The following is a 20,937-nucleotide window of genomic DNA, read 5'->3' on the forward strand; positions in this document are numbered from 1 at the left end:
GCATTCGCGAGCAAGCCCGCTCCCACAGGGGGTTGGTGGGTTACGTCGATCGGGTTGCAGCAGAGGGCTACACGCCAAATCGGGTGCGGTAATCGCTCGGCGCCAGCCCGGTGATTTTCTTGAACATCGCCCGGAACGCCCCCGGGTCCTGATAACCCACGGTCCACGCGATATGATCGATGGTGCCGTTGGTGAACTCGAGCATTTCCCGAGCCTTGCCGACCCGTAGGTGCTGGCAATACTCGGTGGGTTTCAACCCGGTCGCCGCGCGGAAGCGGCGCAGGAACGTGCGTTCTTCCAGCCCTGCCCGCTCGGCCATCGCCGTCAGCGACACATCGGTCGCGCCGGTGCTTTGCAGCCAATGCTGAACCTTGAGAATCGACGCGTCGCCATGGCTGAGAATCGGTGAAAAGTTGCTGCCGCATTCACTCGCGCTGTCGCTGTGTTCCACCACCAGGAAACGCGCGGTGCCGGTGGCGATGCTCGGGCCGAGCAGACGGTCTACCAGGCGCAGGCCCAGCTCGGACCAGGCCATCAGCCCGGCGGTGGTGATCAAGTCGCCGTCGTCGACGATGGGCGTATCGGCCTTGAGCTTGATCGCCGGATATCGCTCGGCAAAGGTTTTGGCCGAGGTCCAGTGAGTCGTAGCACTGCGGCCATCGAGCAGGCCACTTTCGGCTAACAGAATCGAGCCGACGCAGACGCCACCGAGGGTCGCACCCTGCGCGTGTTGCTGACGCATCCAGTTGATCAGCGCCTGCGGTGCCTGACCTTCGGAAAATCCGGCAATCGACGGCGGAATCAACACTGCCACCAAGGCGCGGTCGGGGCCCGGATGACTGTCGTAGACCCGCTCGGGCGCCTGATCGCCATCCACCTGCCAATGGCTGACCCGCAACAGCGGCAACTGCGCAGACTGATGTTCCGCGGCAATCCGGTTGGCCACACAGAACAGGTCGGTCAACCCGTGTACCGCCGCCATCTGCGCACCGGGGTAAATCAGCACGCCGAGTTCGGCGATTGCCCTTTGTGCATCCATTGTCAGTTTTCCCCTTTCTATTGTCGGTGCGGCCAATCCCCGGTCGGCCTGCCAGAGCCAATACTTCGTTCCACACCCAACACACACATTTCGAGGAAAAAGCCATGGCCAAGCAAGCACTCATCGTAGTCGATATCCAAAACGACTACTTCCCTCAAGGCAAGTGGCCGCTGGTCGGTGCCGATGCTGCCGCCGACAACGCCGTCCGTTTGCTCAAAGCCTTTCGCGATGCGGGTGATTCGGTGGTGCACATCCGTCACGAATTCACCTCCGAAGAAGCCCCGTTCTTCACCCCGGGTTCGGAAGGCGCGAAGCTGCACCCCAAAGTCCTGAACCGCGCCGATGAGCCGGTGGTGCTCAAGCACTTCGTCAACTCGTTCCGTGAAACCGAACTCAAATCGATCCTCGACGAGCAAGGCATCAAGGAACTGGTGGTCGTCGGCAGCATGAGCCACATGTGCGTCGATGGCATCACTCGCGCCGCGGCTGATTTCGGCTACACCGTCACCGTGATCCACGACGCCTGTGCCTCGCGCGACCTGGAATTCAATGGCGTCACAGTGCCCGCCGCCCACGTTCACGCCGCCTTCATGTCGGCCTTGGGTTTCGCCTATGCGAGCGTGATTTCCACTGACGAATTCCTGGCGGCCAGCCGCTAACCTCCTAACGTATTGATCAACTTCCGAAAAGGGCCCGCCGCGTTTACGCGCTTCGGGCCTTTTTCGTGGGTCGGAAAAAGTAATACAAAAAATCTCACGCGTGAGCTATTGAGAGTGGCAAAAATTGCCTGTAGTGTTTCCCACGCGTGAGTTTTTCACAACGAGGTCAGCCCCATGAAAAGCAGCTCTCCATCGAGCCCTTCAACCGGGCCCGATACCGATCCAGCAAGCCGCAAGGGAGAGCGCGCGAAACCGTCCGCGAAAAAACCGTCGAGCTTTTACATGAAGCAGATGCGTGCGGGCCTGGGTGCCGCCGGTTATGTGAAACACGAGACTTGGGTGCTTCCCGAAAACCGAAGCCTGCTCAAGCAGATGGAGAAACAGCTTCGCCAACCGATTCTGGCTGGCTCATTCATGTCGGAGAATTACATGAGCGCAGGTACAAACTGGAACATTGATCGCCTCTTCAGCGCCCTTCAGGCCCTGGACGAAGTGGTTTCGAACGACATCACGCTTTCTCTCGTTCAAGGCTCCGAGTCCAGCATCAAGCTGGAAATGAACGATTTCGGTGGCTTGCCGATTTACATCGCAGTGGTGGGCGACCAGATCATCGTCGATACCGTGCTGGTCGACGTCGAGTCGATCACAGACGTGCCGGCCTTCAATGATGCCGTGCTGCGCAGCCGGGAGATGTTCCCGCTGTCCTCGATCGGGATCGAGTCCATGCCGAACGGGCAGATTGTCTACAACATGTTCGGCGCCCTGAGCTCCGACTCCAGCCTGACGAACATCGTGACCGAGGTGAAAACCCTCGTCGACAACGTCCAGCGCGCCAGCGAAGCCTTCGAACGTTTCTTCAATTAATTATTCGGTAACAGGAAATATCCAATGACTCAGTCCATCTGGAGCAAATTGTTCACCGCGCTGCGTGGCGGTGCCACTGAAGTTGGCGAATCGATCGTCGACCAACAGGCCCTGCGCATCCTCGACCAGGAAATCCGCGATGCGGACAGCGCCCTGGCCAACGCCAAGCGTGAGCTGGTCACCATCATGGCCAAGCACAAACTGTCGGCTGATCGCGTCAGCGAATACAACGCCAAGATCAAGGACCTGGAATCCAAGGCCCTGGCCGCGATTCAGGCCAACCGTGAAGACCTCGCCCTGGAAGTGGCCGAAGCCATTTCGACCCTGACCAACGAACTGGACGTCGAACAGAAGCAGGCCACCGAATTCGGCGGTTACGCTGAAAACATGCGCAAAGACATCACCAAGGCCGAAAACCGCATCAAGAGCCTGCGCCAGCAAGTCGACATGGCCAAGGCCCGCGAAAGTGTACAGAAAGCCCAGGTCAGCGCTTCGATTGCCAGTGGCGGCGCCAACGGCAAGCTGGAAACCGCCGTCGGTACATTGAACCGCCTGCAGGCCAAGCAGCAGCAACGCGCGGCTGAACTGGAAGCTCAGGACCAACTGGCCGATGCATCGACCGGTACTGACCTGGAACGCAAACTGCGCGACGCCGGCATCACGCCGAACGAAGGCAGCGCCAATGCGATCCTGGAACGCCTGAAGAAAAAATCGGCCGAATAATCGACTCTCGAGTCGAACGCATAACCTGTGGGAGCTAGCCTGCTAGCGATTGCGGTTTGTCAGACAACATTGATGTCGACTGACACTCCCTTTTCGCATGCAGGCTCGCTCCCACAATGGGTTGCGCTTCAGTTTTCAGTGAATCGAGGTCAAGGATGGATGCCCTGAAGGGTTTCAAGACAATCGCAGGCCTGGCGCTCTTCATGGTCGCGCTGCAAGTGTTCAATGTCGCGACCGGCTACAGCCTCATGGCCTTCGGCCTGATCCCGAGAACCGTGCACGGTCTGCTCGGCATCCTCACCTCGCCTTTCCTGCACGCTTCCTTTGCGCACCTGAGCGCGAACCTGATTGCCTTTTTGATATTGGGCACACTGGTCATCATCGAAGGACTCAACCGGTTCATTGCGGTCAGCGCGATCATTATTCTGCTGGGCGGTGCACTGGTCTGGCTGTTCGGCTTTGCAGGCGTACACATCGGCGCCAGCGGCTGGGTATTCGGGTTATGGGCGTACCTCTTGTCCCGTGCCTGGTTTCACCGCAGCTGGGGCAACCTGATAACGGCTGGCGTCGTGGCCCTGCTCTACGGCGGCCTGATTTTTGGCTTCCTGCCTCGCCAGGGTGTTTCCTTCGAAGGCCATCTGTTTGGGGCGCTCGCCGGATTTATTGCAGCCAAGGTACTTTTCTCGGCGCCGCGCAGCAGGTTTAATGCCGCCGGTTGAACGCACTTGCGCATTCAGACGCCGCGGCGATGACATCGCCAGGAACAAGTACCCACGGAGTCAGGGACAAAATGTCGATTTTCCTTTTGTTGCGCCTGTACGCCTCGTCCCTCTTCCACCGCTTTGGCTGGGCAGGTCTGGTAATCGCCTTGGGCGTGCACTTGGTCACGGCTTACATGGGCCTGGTACTTCTGGGCGAACAACACCTCACCGCCCCCGCCACGTTTACTTACTTCTATCTGACCACCACACTCACCGTCGGCTATGGCGATCTTGCGCCACAGACTGCGGCGGGACGGATTTTCGTGGCCACCTGGGTCATGCTCGGGGGCATTGCGCTGCTGACGGCAGCCATCGGCAAAACCACCAGCAGCGTCATCGATGCATGGAGAAAAGGCATGAAGGGCAAAGGCGATTTCACCGGCAAGATCGGCCATACGGTTCTCATCGGCTGGGAAGGCGCGTCCAGTGAACGGGTCATTGAATTGTTGCTTCAGGACGAAACCTCGAACGACAACCTGATCGTCATTTGCGATTGCACCCTCGAAGAAAACCCGATGCCGGGCAAAGCGACCTTCATCAAAGGTGAAAGCCTGTCTTCCGTGGCGTTGTTGCTGCGCGCCGGCGTTCCGGGTGCCGAACGCGTCCTGGTGCGAACCCATTCAGACGACCTGACCCTGGCCACCGTGCTGGCGGTCAATCAACTGAAGCCTGTCGGGCATGTGGTCGCCCATTTCAATGACAGTGAAGTTGCGGCGCTCGCCAGCGCCTATGCGCCGAGTCTGGAATGCACCTCAAGCATGGCCATCGAGATGCTGGTGCGTGCCTCTCAGGATCCGGGCTCATCAGTGGTCATCAATGAACTGCTGTGCGTGGGCCAAGGCGCCACCCAATACCTGATGAAACTGCCCGAGGCCTTCGAAGCCACGTTCGGCGATCTGTACTCGCGCATGAAAGAACACCACAACGCCACGCTCATCGGCTATCGCGCCAAAGGTGCGCAACAACCGTCGATCAACCCGCCCAGCGCCACGCGCGTTGAGGGCGGCGAACTCTTCTACATCGCCTCCACTCGCCTCAAGGAAATCTCCAATGGGATGGTTTAAACAGTTGATGGGGCTTGAGGCCCCGAACGCGACGCCAGAGTCGAAATGGACTGCCAACGAAACCCCTCCGCCAGCCACCGGCCCACTGGGCCTGGGATTGGGCAAAGGCGTAATGTTCGACACCTCCCTGAGATTGTTGCTCGACGGCAACACCACGGTGACCATCCCGGGTTCCCAACAGATCTGGAGCAACGGCACGGTCGATCTCGGGCAGTCGACCTGGTTGTCGCGCTATTACATGAACGACGAAGACTACTGGCTGCAGGTGCACACCACCGGCGAAATTGCCGGTCAGGTCGAGTCGGTGATCCTGTTCAACTACCTCAGTTACATCACCATCAGCAGTGAAGCCGAGCTGCGTCGACTGGCCGGTCCGCAAAGCCTGATCGGGCTGCCGACCTACACCCATAACGGCGTCGAATACACCCGCGAATGGGGCACCGAGAATGGCCAGACCGAATTGGTGGCACTGAGCGAGCAGCTGAAAAATCCGGAAGAGTCCTACGGCATCGAGCACCGATCGATGCTGTACGCCCGCGAAACCGGCCTGACTGATCGCCGGGAGTTCCTGCTGTTTTCCGTCGAAGAAGACGCCGAAGGCACCATCAGCTTGAGCACGTCGCTGGGCATCTCGCTGTACACAACCGACCTGAATACGTTCTAAAAAGGAAGCAGTCCATGCTAGAAGCACTCTCCATCTCCCTGAACAAAGCCGCCGTGTTCGGGTTTGTCGCGTACATCATCGGCGCCGCGGTGCTGTTCGCGCTGTTTCAGTTCATCTACACCCGCATCACCCCGCACAAGGAGTTTGAACTGATCCGCTCGGGCAACGTCGCCGCCGCAATCGCTCTGGGCGGCGCCCTCATCGGTTTCGCGATTCCGGCCAGCAATGTGATTGCCTACTCGATCAGCCTGCTCGACTTCGTCGTCTGGTCGCTGATCGCAGCAGTCGTGCAACTGCTGGCGTTCCTGGTGACCAGCCTGGTGTTGAAAGGCACTTCTGAACGGATCAAGAAAGGCGAAATCGCGGCGGGTGTCTATGTCGCGGCCGTGGCCATCAGCGTTGGCATGTTGAACGCCGCCTGCATGACCCCTACCCCGAACTGATTGCGCACGGAGCTCCCGATGAAACGAAGCAAGTACGTTCAGCTTTCGCTGGCAGCGTCGGTCGCCATGGCGATATCAGGCTGCGGGCCGACGGAAAAAACCTACGCGGTGCAGAAGAAGTACAACTTCCAGTCCGTTCAGCAGTGCGCCGATGAAAAGCTTCCGGTGGACGTCTGCTCGGACGCCTACATGACGGCCATGGCCGAGCATCGTCGCATTGCGCCGGTGTACGACAGCCAGGCCGATTGCGATGCCGACTTTGTCGCCGACTGGTGCCAGCAGGATTCCGCCGGCAAGTTCATCCCCAAGCTCGGCGGTTTCGAACTGACCGCCGATGGCCAGGTGACGCAATCCCAGGTGGACGCGGCCAAAGCGCAATTACCCGCCTCGGAAACGGCGAACACGGGCGGCTCGGGCTTCTCCACCAGCAGCCTGCTGACTGGCCTGTTGATCGGCAACATGCTGAGCAGCAACCGCAACAGCTACTACTCCGAGCCGGTGTACCGCTATCGCGATGATCGCGGCAGCTACTCGAACTCGACGCTCAGCCAGCGGATTTCCAAAGGTTCGACGTTTAACAAGTCCAATCAGGCGCGGTACGGCAGCAGCAACTACGCCGACTCGGTCCGTTCTTCTTCCAGCAAGCCGGTTTCCGTTGCCTCGTCCACCTCCCGTGGCGGCTTCGGCAGCAAGGCCAGCGCACGCAGTGGCTGGGGCGGCGGCGGATCGAGCAGTTAAGGAAACCGGGCCATGAAAAAAATCCACTGCGCAGAACGTCCTGACTGGAAACAGACGGCCGAGAGTCTCGGCTTTCTGTTCCACACCATCGACAACGAACCTTACTGGGACGAGAGCGCGTATTACCAGTTTTCGCTCAAGCAGATTGAGAACGATCTCGAAGACCCGACCACCGAGATCCATGAGATGTGCATGGACCTGGTGGCCCGCGTGGTGCAGAGCGAGGAGCTGCTGGAGCGCCTGAGCATTCCCGCGCCATTCTTCGACATGGTCCGCACCTCATGGCTCGAAGGTCACCCGCACCTGTACGGGCGCATGGACTTCTCCTACAACGGCACCGGCCCCGCCAAGTTGCTGGAACTCAACTACGACACGCCGACCAGCCTGTACGAGGCGGCGGCGTTTCAGTGGGGCTGGCTGGAGCAATGCATCGAACGTGGTGTGCTGCCCAAGCATGCCGACCAGTTCAACAGCATCGACACCAAACTGCATCAGGCCTTCGCTCAATTGCAGCTCAAGCAGCCTTTCTACTTCGCCTCGATGAAAGACTCGGTCGAAGACAAGGGCACCACCGATTACCTGCGGCTGGTGGCGGAAAAGGTCGGCATCGAATCACGCCACATCGATATCGAAGACATCGGCCTGACCAGTGACGGACGTTTCGTCGACCTCGAAGATCGCTGGATTCCTCACCTGTTCAAGCTGCACGCCTGGGAGTTCATCTTCCACGAGCCCTTTGGCGCAGCGATTGCCCAGAGTGATACGCAGTTTTTCGAGCCGGCGTGGAAATCCATCATCTCCAACAAAGGCATCCTGCCGCTGTTGTGGGAATTCAACAAAGGTCACCCGAACTTGCTCGCCGCCCACGTGGATACCGATCCGGGCAAAGCCGTGCCTAAGGGCTGGGTGCGCAAGCCGTTCTTCTCGCGGGAAGGTGCAAATATCGAGCTGCAAACCGCGGACGGTTTGATCGTGAAAGAGGACGGGCCCTACACCGATGCCCCATTCATCCTTCAGGAGTTCGCGCCGCTTCCGCGTTTTGGCGACAGCTACACGCTGATTGGTTCCTGGGTGATCGGCGATCAAGCGGCGGGGATCGGTGTGCGAGAGGACAACAGCCTGATCACCAAGGATTCGAGTCGGTTCTTGCCGCATCTGATCCTCGACTGACCGCTAAAAAAGGCCCGTTGGGGACATATTGCAAGACACCGGCAAGACTTACGGCTGAAATGCCGGATAATGGCGGCCAATCGTCTAGCCGTTATTCTGGTAATCCCCCATGGAAATCAAGGTCAACTTTCTCGACAACCTTCGACTTGAAGCCAAGTTCGATGACTTCACGGTGGTGGCCGATCAACCTATCCGCTACAAGGGCGATGGCTCGGCACCGGGCCCGTTCGACTACTTCCTGGCGTCGTCGGCGTTGTGCGCCGCGTACTTTGTGAAGTTGTACTGCAGCACCCGCAATATCCCCACGGATAACATCCGGCTGTCGCAGAACAACATTGTTGACCCGGAAAACCGTTACAACCAGATTTTCAAGATCCAGGTCGAGTTGCCGGCGGACATTTCCGACAAGGACCGCCAGGGCATCCTGCGTTCCATCGACCGTTGCACCGTGAAAAAAGTGGTGCAAGCCGGGCCTGAGTTTGTGATCGAAGAGGTGGACAACCTCGACGCCGATGCCCAGGCGTTGCTGATGCCGGCGTCCAGTTCAGAGGCGAGCACTTATATTGCTGGCAAGGATCTGCCGCTCGAACAAACCATCGCCAACATGTCGGCCATTTTGGCGGACCTGGGCATGAAGATCGAAATCGCCTCGTGGCGCAATATCGTGCCCAACGTCTGGTCGCTGCATATCCGCGATGCGCACTCGCCGATGTGTTTTACCAACGGCAAGGGTTCGACCAAGGAAAGCGCGCTGGCGTCGGCGTTGGGCGAGTTTATCGAGCGACTCAACTGCAACTTCTTCTACAACGACCAGTTCTGGGGCGAAGACATCGCCAACGCAGCGTTTGTGCACTACCCGGACGAACGCTGGTTCAAGCCTGGTCGTAAAGATGAACTGCCAGCGGAAATTCTCGACGCGTACTGCCTGAAGATTTACAACCGCGACGGTGAGCTGCGCGGTTCCCATCTGATCGATACCAACTCGGGCAATGAAGAACGCGGCATCTGCTCGCTACCATTCGTTCGCCAGTCGGACGGCGAGGTGGTGTATTTCCCGTCCAACCTGATTGAAAACCTGTTCCTGAGCAACGGCATGAGTGCCGGTAACACGCTGGCCGAAGCCCAGGTGCAGTGCCTGTCGGAAATCTTCGAGCGCGCGGTCAAACGCGAAATCATCGAAGGTGAATTTGCCCTGCCGGACGTGCCGGCCGATGTGCTCGCTAAGTACCCCGGGATACTGGCCGGTATTCAGGCGCTGGAAGAGCAAGGCTTCCCCGTGTTGGTGAAGGATGCGTCCCTGGGCGGTGAATTCCCGGTAATGTGCGTCACGCTGATGAACCCACGTACCGGCGGTGTGTTTGCCTCGTTCGGCGCGCACCCGAGCCTGGAAGTGGCGCTGGAACGCAGCCTCACCGAATTGCTCCAGGGCCGCAGCTTCGAAGGCCTCAACGACTTGCCGCAACCGACGTTTGAAGGGCATGCGGTGACCGAGCCGAATAACTTCGTCGAGCACTTCATCGACTCCAGCGGCGTGGTGTCGTGGCGTTTCTTCAGCTCGAAGTCGGATTACGAATTCGTGGAGTGGGACTTCTCCGGCCAGGGTGAAAACTCGAATGCCGACGAAGCCGCGACCTTGTTCGGCATCCTCAAAGGTATGGGCAAAGAAGTGTACATGGCGGTCTACGAGCATATCGGCGCGACGGCCTGCCGCATCCTGGTGCCGGACTATTCGGAAATCTATCCCGCAGACGATCTGATCTGGGACAACACCAACAAAGCGCTGTTCTTCCGCGCCGATATCCTGAACCTGCATCGTCTGGACAAAGAGGAGCTGCAAGGGCTGGTTGAGCGTCTGGTGGAAAGCGAGCTGGACGACTACACCGACATCACCTCTTTGATCGGTATCGAATTTGACGACAATACAGCCTGGGGGCAGCTGACGATCCTGGAGTTGAAGCTGCTGATCTATCTCGCCTTGCAGCAATATGAAGAGGCGAAAGAGGCGGTGGAAATGTTCCTGCAGTACAACGACAACACGGTTGAGCGCGGCTTGTTCTACCAGGCCGTCAATGTGGTGCTGGAGATGAAGCTGGACGAAGACCTGGAACTCGAAGACTACGAGGCCAACTTCCGTCGGATGTTTGGCAACGAGCGCACGGACGCTGCGATCGGCTCGGTGGATGGCAGCGTGCGCTTCCATGGTTTGACGCCGACCAGCATGAAACTGGAGGGGCTCGACAGGCACCTGCGCCTGATCGATAGCTACAAAAAATTGCACACGGCACGGGCCAACGTGACCGCTTTATCCCGTTAAACAGCGCCCACAAAAAAGCGAAGCCATATGGCTTCGCTTTTTTTGTTTACGGTTCTGAAAAAGCTGCGGTCAGAACGGGATATCGTCATCAAAGCTGTCGAAATCCGGAGCCGGCTGCGGAGCGGCCTGCTGTGGAGCCGGAGCCGAACGCTGTTGCGGTGCTGCCGACTGCTGCGGACGCGGAGCCTGCTGGCGTGGAGCCGGGGCGGACTGCTGGTAGTTATTGCCCCCGCCTTGTTGGTCGCCCTGTTGTGGACGGCCGCCGAGCAGTTGCATGGTGCCTTGCATGTCGACCACGATTTCAGTGGTGTAACGCTTGATACCGTCTTTTTCCCACTCGCGGGTCTGCAGCTTGCCTTCGATGTAGACCTGCGAACCTTTACGCAGGTATTCGCCGGCGATCTCCGCCACCTTGCCGAACATCGAAACACGGTGCCATTCGGTCTTTTCGACCTTCTGACCGGTTTGCTTGTCGGTCCACTGTTCGCTGGTCGCCAGACTCAGGTTGGTCACGGCGTTACCGTTAGGCAAGTAGCGAACTTCGGGATCCTGGCCGCAAGTGCCGACCAATATGACTTTGTTAACCCCACGGGCCATAACGTTCTCCTAGGCTACGCACGCTGCCCCGGCCGGGTTGTTCACCAGGCGCTCAAGGGTGGTGCGATCCAATAGTTCTGTGTCCAATTTGATGTAAATCGCCGCTTCATCAGCAACGACTACCGCATCTGTTACCCCTACGACGGCCTTCAGGCGCTCAACCAGACCCGCTTCGCGGATCGCCTCGGGCGACAACGGCAAGCGCAGGCTCGTGACATAAGGTGGTTCGCGCATGGTAACAGCAAAGACCAGCCAGAGGGCAGCCAGGCCGGCGCATCCGAGGAATACAACCGACAAACCGCCATGCTGGAAAAGCCAACCGCCGAGGATCCCGCCCAGCGCCGAACCGAGGAACTGGCTGGTGGAATAAACCCCCATCGCCGTGCCCTTGCCGCCTGCCGGTGAAACCTTGCTGATCAGCGATGGCAACGAAGCTTCCAGCAAGTTGAACGCGGTAAAAAACACCACTGTCCCGATCACCAGAGCCCGCAGGCTATCGCCGAACTGCCAGAAGAATAGCTCAGTGAGCATCAGCGTCAGCACCGCGCCCAATAAAACTCGTTTCATTTTGCGTTTCTTCTCGCCGTAGATAATGAACGGGATCATGGCGAAGAAGGAGATCAGCAGCGCGGTCAGGTAGACCCACCAGTGCTGCTCTTTGGGCAGCCCGGCTTTTTCGACCAGGGCCAGGGGCAAGGCAACGAAGCTCGACATCAACATCGCGTGCAACACAAAAATGCCCAGGTCCAGGCGCAACAGGTCCGGGTGCTTGAGCGTCGGGATCAGTGCCGAACGCGCGACGCCGGACTCACGGTGCTGCAACGGGCCGGTGGAGCGCGGCACCATGAACATCACGATCACGATGCCGAACAGCGCCATGCCGCCCGTGGCGAGGAACAACCCGGACAGGCCGAAGGCTCGGGTCAGCAACGGCCCTACGACCATGGCGACAGCGAACGACAGACCAATCGTCATACCGATCATGGCCATCGCTTTGGTCCGATGCTGTTCGCGGGTCAGGTCTGACAACAGCGCCATCACCGCGGCGGAAATCGCCCCGGCGCCTTGCAGGATGCGTCCGGCGATAACGCCCCAGATCGAATCGGCATTGGCCGCCAGCACGCTGCCGAGGGCGAAGATGATCAGCCCCAGGTAAATCACCGGACGACGGCCTATGCGGTCGGAGATGAAGCCGAATGGAATCTGAAAGATCGCCTGGGTCAGGCCATAAGCGCCAATCGCCAGCCCGATGAGGGCCGGGGTCGCTCCTGCCAGATCCATCCCATAGGTCGCCAGAACCGGCAACACCATGAACATGCCCAGCATACGGAAGGCGAACACCAGGGCCAGACCGCTTGCTGCGCGTGTCTCACTGCCACTCATGCGTTCGCTGTGGGGATCGTGCATGGAAAAACCTCATGTGAACCGGCGGCGATTCTACCAGTCCCATCGATTGACGGGGTATATCGCGACGCTTTGACGCGCTCCGCTGACAGACTCTTCATGTAAGACACAAATCCGCTCGTTTGATAGTGTGCATCCATCCAGTATTTGGCCGTATACTCCTACGTTTTCGACGCCCGCCAAGCGAGGCCACTTTGGACAAGATCCTGATTCGTGGGGCCCGAACCCACAACCTGAAGAACATCGACCTGACCCTGCCACGGGACAAGCTGATCGTCATCACCGGCCTGTCCGGATCCGGCAAATCGTCCCTGGCGTTCGACACGCTGTACGCCGAAGGCCAGCGCCGCTACGTCGAATCGCTGTCGGCCTATGCCCGGCAGTTTTTGTCGATGATGGAAAAACCTGACGTCGACACCATCGAAGGCTTGTCGCCAGCCATTTCCATCGAACAGAAGTCGACCTCGCATAACCCGCGCTCGACCGTCGGCACCATCACCGAAATCTACGACTACCTGCGCCTGCTTTATGCACGCGTTGGTATTCCTCGCTGCCCGGATCACGACATTCCGCTGGAAGCGCAGACCGTCAGCCAGATGGTCGACCTGGTCCTCGCCCAGCCAGAGGGCAGCAAACTGATGCTGCTGGCCCCGGTGATTCGCGAGCGCAAAGGCGAACACCTGTCGGTCTTCGAAGAACTGCGCGCCCAGGGTTTTGTCCGGGCCCGGGTCAATGGCCGGCTCTGCGAACTGGACGAGTTGCCGAAGCTGGATAAACAGAAGAAGCACTCGATCGATGTGGTGGTCGACCGCTTCAAGGTCCGCGCCGATCTGCAACAGCGCCTGGCCGAGTCGTTCGAGACCGCGCTGAAGCTGGCGGACGGCATTGCCCTGGTCGCACCGATGGACGACGAACCCGGCGAAGAAATCATCTTCTCCGCGCGCTTCGCCTGCCCGATCTGCGGCCATGCGATCAGCGAGCTGGAACCCAAGCTGTTCTCCTTCAACAACCCGGCCGGCGCTTGCCCGACGTGCGATGGTCTGGGCGTGAAGCAGTTCTTTGACATCAAGCGTCTGGTGAACGGCGAGCTGACGCTGGCCGAGGGCGCGATTCGCGGATGGGACAGGCGTAACGTCTATTACTTCCAGATGCTCGGGTCGCTGGCCTCACACTACAAGTTCAGCCTCGAAGTGCCATTCAACGACCTGCCGGCCGATCAGCAGAAATACATCCTGCACGGCAGCGGCTCGCAGAACGTCGACTTCAAATACCTGAACGACCGCGGCGATATCGTCAAACGCTCGCACCCGTTCGAAGGCATCGTGCCGAACCTCGAACGCCGCTACCGCGAAACCGAGTCGGCTTCGGTGCGTGAAGAGCTGGCCAAATTCCTCAGCACCCAGCCTTGCCCGGATTGCCGTGGCACGCGCTTGCGTCGTGAGGCGCGGCACGTTTGGGTGGGTGAGAAGACACTGCCGGCGGTGACCAATCTGCCAATTGGCGATGCTTGTGAGTATTTCGGTGTGCTGAAGCTCACCGGGCGCCGCGGCGAAATTGCCGACAAGATTCTCAAGGAAATTCGCGAACGATTGCAGTTCCTGGTCAACGTGGGCCTCGACTATCTATCGCTGGATCGCAGTGCCGACACATTGTCGGGCGGTGAAGCTCAACGGATTCGCTTGGCCAGTCAGATTGGCGCCGGCCTGGTGGGCGTTCTGTACATCCTCGATGAACCGTCGATCGGTCTGCACCAGCGAGACAACGACCGATTGCTCGGTACGCTCAAGCACCTGCGCGACATCGGTAACACGGTGATCGTGGTCGAGCACGACGAAGATGCCATTCGCCTGGCCGATTACGTGGTGGATATCGGGCCGGGCGCGGGTGTCCACGGTGGGCATATCGTCGCCGAAGGTACGCCGGCCGAGGTCATGGCTCATCCTGACTCGTTGACCGGCAAGTACCTGTCGGGCCGGGTGAAGATTGCGGTTCCAGCGAAACGCACACCGCGCAACAAGAAATTGTCGCTGTCCCTCAAGGGCGCTCGCGGCAACAACCTGCGCAATGTCGACCTGGACATTCCGATTGGCCTGTTGACGTGTGTGACCGGTGTGTCCGGCTCGGGCAAGTCGACGCTGATCAACAACACGCTGTTTCCCTTGAGCGCTACGGCACTCAACGGCGCAACGACGCTTGAGGCGGCCGCTCACGACAGCATCAAGGGCCTGGAGCATCTGGATAAGGTCGTCGATATCGACCAGAGCCCGATCGGTCGTACGCCGCGCTCAAACCCGGCGACCTACACCGGGCTGTTCACGCCGATTCGTGAGTTGTTCGCCGGCGTGCCGGAGTCCCGTTCTCGTGGTTACGGCCCGGGCCGCTTCTCCTTCAACGTGAAGGGCGGACGCTGCGAAGCGTGCCAGGGCGATGGCCTGATCAAGGTGGAAATGCACTTCCTGCCAGACATCTATGTCCCGTGCGACGTCTGCAAGAGCAAGCGCTACAACCGCGAAACCCTTGAGATCAAGTACAAGGGCAAGAGCATTCACGAAACCCTCGAGATGACCATCGAGGAAGCGCGGGTGTTCTTCGACGCGGTTCCGGCACTGGCGCGCAAGCTTCAGACGTTGATGGATGTGGGCCTGTCCTACATCAAGCTGGGGCAATCGGCGACGACGCTGTCGGGGGGTGAAGCCCAGCGGGTGAAACTGTCCCGCGAGCTGTCCAAGCGCGATACCGGCAAGACGTTGTACATCCTCGACGAGCCGACCACCGGCCTGCACTTCGCGGATATTCAGCAACTGCTCGACGTCCTGCATCGACTGCGCGATCACGGCAACACCGTGGTGGTGATCGAGCACAACCTGGATGTAATCAAGACGGCCGACTGGCTGGTGGACCTGGGGCCGGAAGGCGGCTCCAAGGGCGGACAGATCATTGCCGTCGGTACGCCGGAAGAAGTGTCCGAGATGAAGCAGTCCCACACTGGCTTCTACCTCAAGCCGCTACTGGCTCGCGACAGGGACTGATTCGGGTCCATGAAAAAGCCCCTGTCACTTTATCGGTGACAGGGGCTTTTTTGTTTCGGGAGCAATCAGGCGTGGGATTGCAGGTAGTTCTCGAGGCCGATCAACTTGATCAGACCCATCTGCTTTTCAAGCCAGTAGGTGTGGTCTTCTTCGGTGTCATGCAATTGAACCCGCAGCATCTCGCGGCTGACATAGTCCTTGTGCTGCTCGCAGAGCTGGATACCCTTGCAGAGTGCGGCGCGGACTTTGTATTCCAGGCGCAGGTCGGCGGCGAGCATGTCAGGCACAGTAGTGCCGACATCGAGATCGTCCGGACGCATGCGCGGCGTGCCTTCCAGCATCAGGATACGGCGCATCAGGGCATCGGCGTGCCCGGCTTCTTCTTCCATCTCGTGGTTGATTCGTTCGTAGAGCTTGGTGAATCCCCAGTCCTCATACATCCGCGAGTGAACGAAATATTGGTCACGCGCGGCCAGTTCGCCGGTCAGCAACGTGTTGAGGTAATCGATTACGTCTGGGTGGCCTTGCATCGCCCTACATCTCCCTGCTTGAAAGTCTGTAGTTTGAACCAAGGCGACTGTTTGGTCACTCCGTTTACGCGATAAAAGCGAAGATATTCTGAGAAAAGTGGTTTAAATAACGCAAAAACCGCCCAAATGAGGGCGGTTCTGCTTCTCGTTTAGACTTCGTTAAGCTGTACGTTGAGTGCCTTTGCGATTGCTTCTCCATACGCCGGGTCGGCCTTGAAGAAATGCTGCAACTGGCGATCAACCACATCACTGGAAACACCGGCCATCGCACCGGAGATGTTATTCACCAACAACGTTTTCTGCTCGTCACTCATGAGTCGGAACAGCGCACCGGCGTGACTGTAGTAGTCGGTGTCCTCGCGATGATCGTAACGATCAGCGACGCCGCTCAATGCCAAAGGCGGTTCAGCGTAGCGCGGCGCTTGTTTAGGCGAATCGACATAGCTGTTCGGTTCATAGTTAGGTGTCGCACCACCATTGCTGCCGAACGCCATCGAACCATCACGCTGGTAGCTGTTCACCGGGCTGCGAGGCGCGTTCACCGGCAGTTGTTGATGGTTGGTGCCAATGCGGTAGCGGTGAGCGTCGGCGTAAGCGAACACGCGCCCCTGGAGCATGCGATCCGGCGAAAGACCAACACCCGGGACCATGTTGCTCGGACCGAACGCTGCCTGCTCGACTTCAGCGAAGTAGTTCTGCGGATTGCGGTTGAGCTCCAGCTCGCCCACTTCGATCAGCGGAAACTCTTTCTGCGACCAGGTTTTGGTTACGTCGAACGGGTTCTCGTAGTGCGCTGCGGCCTGGGCCTCGGTCATGATCTGGATGCACACACGCCATTTCGGGAAGTCACCGCGCTCAATTGCCCCGAACAGGTCACGTTGTGCGTAATCCGGATCGGTACCGGCCAGACGTGCTGCATCTGCAGGCGCCAGGTTCTTGATCCCTTGCTGGGTCTTGTAGTGCCATTTCACCCAGTGCCGCTCGCCACTGGCGCTGATCAGGCTGTAGGTGTGGCTGCCGAAGCCGTGCATGTGACGATAGCCGTCAGGAATACCGCGGTCGGAGAACAGAATGGTGACTTGGTGCAGCGCCTCAGGCGAGTGCGACCAGAAGTCCCACATCATCTGCGCGCTCTTCAGATTGCTTTGCGGCAGACGCTTCTGGGTATGGATAAAGTCCGGGAATTTCAGCGGATCACGGATGAAAAACACCGGCGTGTTGTTGCCGACGATGTCCCAGTTACCTTCTTCGGTGTAGAACTTCAGGGCAAAGCCGCGTGGATCGCGCTCGGTATCGGCCGAACCACGTTCGCCGCCAACAGTGGAAAACCGCAGGAACGTCGGGGTTTGCTTGCCGACCGATTCAAACAGTTTGGCGCTGGTGTACTCGGTGATGTCACGAGTCACGGTAAACGTGCCGTAAGCACCCGAGCCTTTGGCGTGCACACGACGCTCAGGGATGTTCTCACGGTTGAAGTGGGCAAGCTTCTCGATCAGGTGGAAGTCGTCGAGCAGCAGCGGGCCACGAGGGCCGGCGGAACGGGAATTCTGGTTGTCGGCGACAGGCGCGCCACTGGCGGTGGTCAGCGTTTTATTCTGGCTCATGCGATCTCTTCCTCTGTCAGTCTTTAACTGCCGGCTATCGGCTGAGAGGGAGTATTGATCACGAACGTTACAGCTACAAATTCATTAACTTGCGTCTATCGATAGAAAATTACTAATTACGTTTCTAACTATGCATCAACGGAGATGCTTTTCGAGCGCGCACAAAAAACCGGGCACTAGGCCCGGTTTTTCGTTTCAGACTGACGTCTTACTCAGCGGATACAGCTTCACCACCGGCAGGACGATCAACCAACTCGACGTACGCCATAGGCGCGTTGTCGCCAGTGCGGAAACCGCACTTGAGGATGCGCAGGTAGCCACCCTCACGGGTAGCGTAACGCTTGCCCAGGTCGTTGAAGAGCTTACCAACGATAGCTTTCGAACGAGTACGGTCGAAAGCCAGACGGCGGTTAGCCAGGCTGTCTGTCTTGGCCAAAGTGATCAGCGGCTCAGCAACGCGACGCAGTTCTTTAGCTTTCGGCAGTGTAGTTTTGATCAGCTCGTGCTCGAACAGCGACACTGCCATGTTTTGAAACATGGCCTTGCGGTGCGAGCTAGTGCGGCTCAGGTGACGACCACTTTTACGATGACGCATGGTTCATTCCTTACCAAACACAACGTTCGGTGATTACGACGATCAGGCAGTCGCCTTGTCGTCCTTCTTAAGACTTGCAGGCGGCCAGTTGTCGAGGCGCATGCCGAGGGACAGACCGCGGGAGGCCAGAACGTCCTTGATTTCAGTCAAGGATTTCTTGCCAAGGTTCGGAGTCTTCAACAGCTCTACTTCGGTACGCTGAATCAGGTCACCGATGTAGTAGATGTTTTCCGCCTTAAGGCAGTTAGCCGAACGTACAGTCAGTTCCAGATCGTCAACCGGGCGAAGCAGGATCGGATCGATCTCGTCTTCCTGCTCAACAACCACTGGCTCACTGTCACCTTTGAGGTCGACGAACGCAGCCAACTGCTGTTGCAGAATGGTTGCAGCACGGCGGATAGCCTCTTCAGGATCCAGGGTACCGTTGGTTTCCAGATCAATAACCAGCTTGTCCAGGTTAGTACGCTGCTCGACACGGGCGTTTTCCACCACGTATGCGATACGGCGAACCGGGCTGAACGAAGAGTCAAGCTGCAAGCGACCGATGCTGCGACTTTCGTCTTCATCGCTCTGACGCGAGTCTGCCGGTTCATAACCACGACCACGAGCTACGGTGAGCTTCATGTTCAGGGCGCCGTTAGACGCCAGGTTAGCGATTACGTGATCGGGGTTAACGATCTCGACATCATGATCCAGCTGAATATCGGCAGCGGTAACCACCCCCGAACCCTTCTTCGACAAGGTCAGCGTAACTTCGTCACGACCGTGCAGCTTGATAGCCAGACCTTTAAGGTTCAACAGGATTTCAATTACGTCTTCCTGTACGCCTTCGATGGCGCTGTACTCATGGAGCACACCGTCAATCTCGGCCTCGACTACTGCACAGCCGGGCATTGAGGACAACAGGATGCGTCGCAGCGCGTTGCCCAGGGTGTGGCCGAAACCACGCTCGAGAGGCTCGAGAGTGATCTTGGCGCGGGTTGGACTGACAACCTGCACATCAATATGGCGGGGTGTCAGGAACTCATTTACCGAAATCTGCATGGATGCACCTATTTTCTAGCCCTTACTTGGAGTAGAGCTCGACAATCAGGCTTTCGTTGATGTCGGCGGACAGATCACTGCGAGCAGGAACGTTCTTGAAAACGCCCGACTTCTTCTCAGTGTCTACTTCTACCCATTCTACGCGGCCACGTTGGGCACACAGATCGAGAGCTTGGACAATGCGAAGTTGGTTCTTTGCTTTCTCGCGAATCGCGACCACGTCACCAGCACGAACCTGGTAGGACGGTACGTTTACGGTCTGACCGTTAACGCTGACGGATTTGTGCGATACCAGCTGACGGGATTCGGCACGAGTAGAGCCAAAACCCATACGGTATACAACGTTGTCCAGACGGCATTCGAGCAGTTGCAGCAGGTTTTCACCGGTTGCACCTTTCTTGCCAGCAGCTTCTTTGTAGTAGCCGCTGAATTGACGCTCGAGAACGCCGTAGATACGACGGACCTTCTGCTTTTCACGCAGTTGGGTGCCGTAATCGGACTGGCGACCGCGGCGTTGGCCGTGGATACCAGGTGCTGCTTCGATGTTGCACTTCGATTCGATCGCGCGCACGCCGCTCTTCAGAAAGAGATCGGTGCCTTCGCGACGAGCGAGTTTGCATTTTGGACCAATGTAACGAGCCATTCTTTACAATCTCCTGGATTACACGCGGCGCTTCTTCGGCGGACGGCACCCGTTGTGCGGGATTGGCGTCACGTCGGTGATGCTGGCGATCTTGTAGCCACAGCCGTTCAAAGCGCGGACTGCAGATTCACGACCTGGGCCTGGACCTTTGACGTTAACGTCGAGGTTTTTCAGACCGTATTCCAGCGCAGCTTGACCAGCACGTTCAGCAGCTACTTGAGCAGCAAACGGGGTGGACTTGCGGGAACCGCGGAAACCCGAACCACCAGAGGTAGCCCAGGAAAGAGCGTTGCCTTGACGGTCGGTGATGGTCACGATTGTGTTGTTAAAAGATGCATGGATGTGGGCAATGCCATCAACCACTGTCTTTTTAACTTTTTTACGAGGACGAGCAGCAGGTTTAGCCATGATTAATTTCCTGTCGATTCGCTGGGGCGATTACTTGCGGATCGGCTTACGCGGACCTTTACGGGTACGCGCGTTAGTCTTGGTACGCTGACCGCGCACTGGAAGACCACGACGATGACGCAGACCGCGATAGCAACCGAGGTCCATCAAACGCTTGATTTTCATGTTGATTTCGCGACGCAGGTCACCTTCAGTGGTGAACTTCGCCACTTCGCCACGCAGCTGTTCAATCTGCTCGTCGCTCAGATCCTTGATCTTTGCGGCTGGGTTTACCCCAGTCACTGCACAGATCTTCTGTGCAGTAGTGCGACCAACACCATAGATGTAGGTCAGCGAGATAACAGTATGCTTGTTATCTGGAATGTTAACGCCTGCAATACGGGCCATTCAGTGGGACTCCAATTGACAGCTACCTACGCCCCGGAAGCCAAGAAATAGGGCGCGAGATAATATCGCTGTAATAACAAATAATCAACCCGGTAGCGCACTAGCTACCGGGCTTGAAGCACAATCACACTCAGCCTTGGCGCTGTTTGTGACGCGGTTCCGCGCTGCAAATTACTCGAACAACACCTTCGCGGCGAATAATCTTGCAGTTACGGCACAGCTTTTTCACCGATGCACGAACTTTCATCACCAACTCC

22 protein-coding genes are annotated in these 20,937 nt (G+C 58.2%); 11 read left to right on the plus strand and 11 right to left on the minus strand.

The annotated features are described in order from the left end of the window. Positions 1-67 precede the first annotated feature (67 nt). Positions 68-1,039 (minus strand): GlxA family transcriptional regulator, encoded by a 972-nt coding sequence (locus ACA072_RS25885; protein WP_497621473.1) that lies wholly within the window; start codon positions 1,037-1,039, stop codon positions 68-70. A gap of 104 nt (positions 1,040-1,143) precedes the next feature. Here ACA072_RS25885 and ACA072_RS25890 point away from each other — a divergent pair, with 104 nt between their 5' ends. The 10 genes from ACA072_RS25890 (at position 1,144) to ACA072_RS25935 (ending at position 10,439) form a co-directional block, all read left to right on the plus strand. After that, positions 1,144-1,698, plus strand: a complete 555-nt coding sequence (locus ACA072_RS25890) for a cysteine hydrolase family protein (protein ID WP_497331251.1) — start codon at positions 1,144-1,146, stop codon at positions 1,696-1,698. 282 nt (positions 1,699-1,980) lie between these two features. Further along, entirely contained in the window at positions 1,981-2,562 is a 582-nt protein-coding gene (locus ACA072_RS25895) for a YjfI family protein (RefSeq protein ID WP_497621475.1), read from the plus strand. Positions 2,563-2,586: 24 nt separating this feature from the next. Continuing rightward, the gene (locus ACA072_RS25900; protein WP_109635239.1) at positions 2,587-3,285 is read left to right on the plus strand and encodes a PspA/IM30 family protein; all 699 of its coding nucleotides are present in this window, start codon (positions 2,587-2,589) and stop codon (positions 3,283-3,285) included. Between the two features lie 155 nt (positions 3,286-3,440). Then, positions 3,441-4,004, plus strand: a complete 564-nt coding sequence (locus ACA072_RS25905; RefSeq protein WP_497621477.1) for a rhomboid family intramembrane serine protease — start codon at positions 3,441-3,443, stop codon at positions 4,002-4,004. A gap of 71 nt (positions 4,005-4,075) precedes the next feature. Then, positions 4,076-5,110 carry an ion channel gene (locus ACA072_RS25910; protein WP_497621478.1) on the plus strand — a complete coding sequence of 345 codons (1,035 nt, stop codon included), beginning with the start codon at positions 4,076-4,078 and terminating at the stop codon, positions 5,108-5,110. Continuing rightward, positions 5,097-5,774, plus strand: coding sequence for a DUF2491 family protein (locus ACA072_RS25915; RefSeq protein ID WP_109635244.1), 678 nt, complete (start codon positions 5,097-5,099; stop codon positions 5,772-5,774). The genes ACA072_RS25910 and ACA072_RS25915 overlap by 14 nt, the downstream gene beginning before the upstream one ends. Positions 5,775-5,788: 14 nt before the next feature. Then, the gene (locus ACA072_RS25920; RefSeq protein ID WP_438662381.1) at positions 5,789-6,217 is read left to right on the plus strand and encodes a DUF350 domain-containing protein; all 429 of its coding nucleotides are present in this window, start codon (positions 5,789-5,791) and stop codon (positions 6,215-6,217) included. Positions 6,218-6,235: 18 nt separating this feature from the next. Beyond that, the gene (locus tag ACA072_RS25925; RefSeq protein WP_497621479.1) at positions 6,236-6,955 is read left to right on the plus strand and encodes a DUF1190 domain-containing protein; all 720 of its coding nucleotides are present in this window, start codon (positions 6,236-6,238) and stop codon (positions 6,953-6,955) included. Between the two features lie 12 nt (positions 6,956-6,967). Further along, positions 6,968-8,125, plus strand: a complete 1,158-nt coding sequence (locus tag ACA072_RS25930) for a glutathionylspermidine synthase family protein (protein ID WP_497621481.1) — start codon at positions 6,968-6,970, stop codon at positions 8,123-8,125. A 109-nt stretch (positions 8,126-8,234) separates the two neighbouring features. Beyond that, on the plus strand, positions 8,235-10,439 hold the full coding sequence (locus ACA072_RS25935) for an OsmC domain/YcaO domain-containing protein (RefSeq protein ID WP_497621483.1): 2,205 nt from the start codon (positions 8,235-8,237) through the stop codon (positions 10,437-10,439). A 69-nt stretch (positions 10,440-10,508) separates the two neighbouring features. Here the strand turns inward: ACA072_RS25935 and ACA072_RS25940 are convergent, their stop codons facing one another. Both ACA072_RS25940 and ACA072_RS25945 read right to left on the minus strand, forming a co-directional pair. Continuing rightward, positions 10,509-11,036: a single-stranded DNA-binding protein gene (locus tag ACA072_RS25940; protein WP_497621484.1), complete on the minus strand. Its 528-nt coding sequence runs from the start codon at positions 11,034-11,036 to the stop codon at positions 10,509-10,511. Positions 11,037-11,045: 9 nt separating this feature from the next. Next, positions 11,046-12,443, minus strand: a complete 1,398-nt coding sequence (locus ACA072_RS25945) for an MFS transporter (RefSeq protein WP_403107551.1) — start codon at positions 12,441-12,443, stop codon at positions 11,046-11,048. A 191-nt stretch (positions 12,444-12,634) separates the two neighbouring features. On the opposite strand from ACA072_RS25945, the gene uvrA reads away from it, so the two are divergent. Next, entirely contained in the window at positions 12,635-15,469 is a 2,835-nt protein-coding gene (gene uvrA / locus ACA072_RS25950) for an excinuclease ABC subunit UvrA (RefSeq protein ID WP_461955946.1), read from the plus strand. A 65-nt stretch (positions 15,470-15,534) separates the two neighbouring features. Here uvrA and bfr read toward each other — a convergent pair whose 3' ends face one another. The 8 genes from bfr to rpmJ all read right to left on the minus strand — a co-directional run bounded on the left by bfr (position 15,535) and on the right by rpmJ (position 20,927). After that, positions 15,535-15,999 carry a bacterioferritin gene (gene bfr, locus ACA072_RS25955; protein WP_131062041.1) on the minus strand — a complete coding sequence of 155 codons (465 nt, stop codon included), beginning with the start codon at positions 15,997-15,999 and terminating at the stop codon, positions 15,535-15,537. 149 nt (positions 16,000-16,148) lie between these two features. Continuing rightward, the gene (locus tag ACA072_RS25960) at positions 16,149-17,603 is read right to left on the minus strand and encodes a catalase (protein ID WP_497621485.1); all 1,455 of its coding nucleotides are present in this window, start codon (positions 17,601-17,603) and stop codon (positions 16,149-16,151) included. 208 nt (positions 17,604-17,811) lie between these two features. After that, positions 17,812-18,198, minus strand: a complete 387-nt coding sequence (gene rplQ, locus ACA072_RS25965; RefSeq protein WP_008145500.1) for a 50S ribosomal protein L17 — start codon at positions 18,196-18,198, stop codon at positions 17,812-17,814. 42 nt (positions 18,199-18,240) lie between these two features. Continuing rightward, positions 18,241-19,242 carry a DNA-directed RNA polymerase subunit alpha gene (locus tag ACA072_RS25970; RefSeq protein WP_003186012.1) on the minus strand — a complete coding sequence of 334 codons (1,002 nt, stop codon included), beginning with the start codon at positions 19,240-19,242 and terminating at the stop codon, positions 18,241-18,243. Between the two features lie 22 nt (positions 19,243-19,264). Then, entirely contained in the window at positions 19,265-19,885 is a 621-nt protein-coding gene (gene rpsD / locus ACA072_RS25975) for a 30S ribosomal protein S4 (RefSeq protein ID WP_003210056.1), read from the minus strand. Between the two features lie 18 nt (positions 19,886-19,903). Further along, positions 19,904-20,293, minus strand: a complete 390-nt coding sequence (gene rpsK / locus ACA072_RS25980) for a 30S ribosomal protein S11 (RefSeq protein WP_002555466.1) — start codon at positions 20,291-20,293, stop codon at positions 19,904-19,906. Positions 20,294-20,323: 30 nt separating this feature from the next. After that, entirely contained in the window at positions 20,324-20,680 is a 357-nt protein-coding gene (rpsM, locus tag ACA072_RS25985) for a 30S ribosomal protein S13 (protein ID WP_003186020.1), read from the minus strand. Between the two features lie 130 nt (positions 20,681-20,810). Further along, positions 20,811-20,927, minus strand: coding sequence for a 50S ribosomal protein L36 (gene rpmJ, locus ACA072_RS25990; protein WP_002555468.1), 117 nt, complete (start codon positions 20,925-20,927; stop codon positions 20,811-20,813). Positions 20,928-20,937 lie beyond the last annotated feature (10 nt).

This window comes from Pseudomonas sp. LBUM1656 (assembly GCF_059716065.1).

Bases quoted from the DNA above. Each gene is read 5' to 3' on its own strand.
- ACA072_RS25945 (WP_403107551.1), bottom strand. From the start codon at position 12,443: ATGCACGATCCCCACAGCGAACGCATGAGTGGCAGTGAGACACGCGCA.
- ACA072_RS25890 (WP_497331251.1), top strand. From the start codon at position 1,144: ATGGCCAAGCAAGCACTCATCGTAGTCGATATCCAAAACGACTACTTC.
- rpsM (WP_003186020.1), bottom strand. From the start codon at position 20,680: ATGGCCCGTATTGCAGGCGTTAACATTCCAGATAACAAGCATACTGTT.
- ACA072_RS25930 (WP_497621481.1), top strand. From the start codon at position 6,968: ATGAAAAAAATCCACTGCGCAGAACGTCCTGACTGGAAACAGACGGCC.
- ACA072_RS25935 (WP_497621483.1), top strand. From the start codon at position 8,235: ATGGAAATCAAGGTCAACTTTCTCGACAACCTTCGACTTGAAGCCAAG.
- ACA072_RS25885 (WP_497621473.1), bottom strand. From the start codon at position 1,039: ATGGATGCACAAAGGGCAATCGCCGAACTCGGCGTGCTGATTTACCCC.
- ACA072_RS25915 (WP_109635244.1), top strand. From the start codon at position 5,097: ATGGGATGGTTTAAACAGTTGATGGGGCTTGAGGCCCCGAACGCGACG.
- bfr (WP_131062041.1), bottom strand. From the start codon at position 15,999: ATGCAAGGCCACCCAGACGTAATCGATTACCTCAACACGTTGCTGACC.
- ACA072_RS25910 (WP_497621478.1), top strand. From the start codon at position 4,076: ATGTCGATTTTCCTTTTGTTGCGCCTGTACGCCTCGTCCCTCTTCCAC.
- rplQ (WP_008145500.1), bottom strand. From the start codon at position 18,198: ATGCGTCATCGTAAAAGTGGTCGTCACCTGAGCCGCACTAGCTCGCAC.
- ACA072_RS25970 (WP_003186012.1), bottom strand. From the start codon at position 19,242: ATGCAGATTTCGGTAAATGAGTTCCTGACACCCCGCCATATTGATGTG.
- rpsD (WP_003210056.1), bottom strand. From the start codon at position 19,885: ATGGCTCGTTACATTGGTCCAAAATGCAAACTCGCTCGTCGCGAAGGC.
- rpsK (WP_002555466.1), bottom strand. From the start codon at position 20,293: ATGGCTAAACCTGCTGCTCGTCCTCGTAAAAAAGTTAAAAAGACAGTG.
- ACA072_RS25895 (WP_497621475.1), top strand. From the start codon at position 1,981: ATGAAGCAGATGCGTGCGGGCCTGGGTGCCGCCGGTTATGTGAAACAC.
- ACA072_RS25925 (WP_497621479.1), top strand. From the start codon at position 6,236: ATGAAACGAAGCAAGTACGTTCAGCTTTCGCTGGCAGCGTCGGTCGCC.
- ACA072_RS25900 (WP_109635239.1), top strand. From the start codon at position 2,587: ATGACTCAGTCCATCTGGAGCAAATTGTTCACCGCGCTGCGTGGCGGT.
- ACA072_RS25920 (WP_438662381.1), top strand. From the start codon at position 5,789: ATGCTAGAAGCACTCTCCATCTCCCTGAACAAAGCCGCCGTGTTCGGG.
- rpmJ (WP_002555468.1), bottom strand. From the start codon at position 20,927: ATGAAAGTTCGTGCATCGGTGAAAAAGCTGTGCCGTAACTGCAAGATT.
- ACA072_RS25940 (WP_497621484.1), bottom strand. From the start codon at position 11,036: ATGGCCCGTGGGGTTAACAAAGTCATATTGGTCGGCACTTGCGGCCAG.
- ACA072_RS25905 (WP_497621477.1), top strand. From the start codon at position 3,441: ATGGATGCCCTGAAGGGTTTCAAGACAATCGCAGGCCTGGCGCTCTTC.
- ACA072_RS25960 (WP_497621485.1), bottom strand. From the start codon at position 17,603: ATGAGCCAGAATAAAACGCTGACCACCGCCAGTGGCGCGCCTGTCGCC.